The sequence below is a fragment of the Rhizobacter sp. P2_H2 genome (genome assembly GCF_056403375.1).
The window spans coordinates 1-849 of sequence record NZ_JBFUFP010001597.1; the positions used below are offsets into that span (position 1 = coordinate 1).

Genomic DNA, 849 nt, shown 5'->3' on the forward strand with positions numbered 1-849 from the left:
GCGGCAAGCTCGAACGCTCGCTGAGCCTGACGCCCGACGACGGCATCCTCGAGAACATCGGGCCGAAGATGGCGTTCGAGCTGCCGTTCTGGAACGGCGAACACCCGGTGGACGTCGACGACGGCGAGCCGCCCTACCCCTTTCCGTTCCATCCGCTCGAGCTGGGCGAGGCGGCGCTCGCCGAGTTCTTCGGCTACCAGCTCGAAGGCATCTTCGACGCGACGCTGGAAGCGCCCGAATCGGTGCCGCTGATGCGCTACCTGCGCCGTTGAATGAATATTCGCTCGGCTATGATCACCCCGTGAAGCTCAAGGATGACGACAAGCTGCGGGCCATCGCGCAGGCGACGTTCACGCTGGTCGAGCAGACCGGCCTGAGTGGCCTGACGATGGCGGCGATCGCGCGCGAGGCCGGCATCGCCACCGGCACGCTGTATGTCTACTTCGCGTCGAAGGAAGAGCTGATGGTCGCGCTCTACGAGCAGGCCAAGACCGAGACCACCGCCAGCCTGCTGCAGGGCGACGACCCGGGCGCGCCGCTGCGCAGCCGCTTCGAGCACCTGTGGCACAACTGGCTCGATCGCCGGCTGACGCACTATGCGCAGATGGTGTTCATCGAGCAGTACTACAACTCGCCGTGGTTCAGCGACGCGAGCCGCAGCCTGTCGGCACGCCTGAGCCAGGGCTGGATGGCCGTGTTCGAGGCCGCGAAATCGCAGCAGATCGTGAAGGACGTGCCGACGCCGATGCTGATCGGCAGCTTCGCCGGCTCGGTGCGCGAGACGGCCAACCTGCTGCGCGCCGGCACGCTGGCGGACAGCAACGCCACCCGCGCGACGGCCTTCGGGCT

The 849-nt window shown here is 67.3% G+C and carries 2 protein-coding genes; both read left to right on the forward strand.

Annotation, left to right across the window (positions count from 1 at the left end; translation table 11 throughout):
• A partial coding sequence (locus AC1D15_RS34990) for a DUF6928 family protein (protein WP_477829696.1) occupies positions 1 to 272 on the forward strand: 272 nt, incomplete at its 5' end.
• A gap of 29 nt (positions 273 to 301) precedes the next feature.
• Positions 302 to 849 (forward strand): TetR/AcrR family transcriptional regulator (locus tag AC1D15_RS34995; RefSeq protein ID WP_477829697.1); only part of this gene is annotated, 548 nt, incomplete at its 3' end.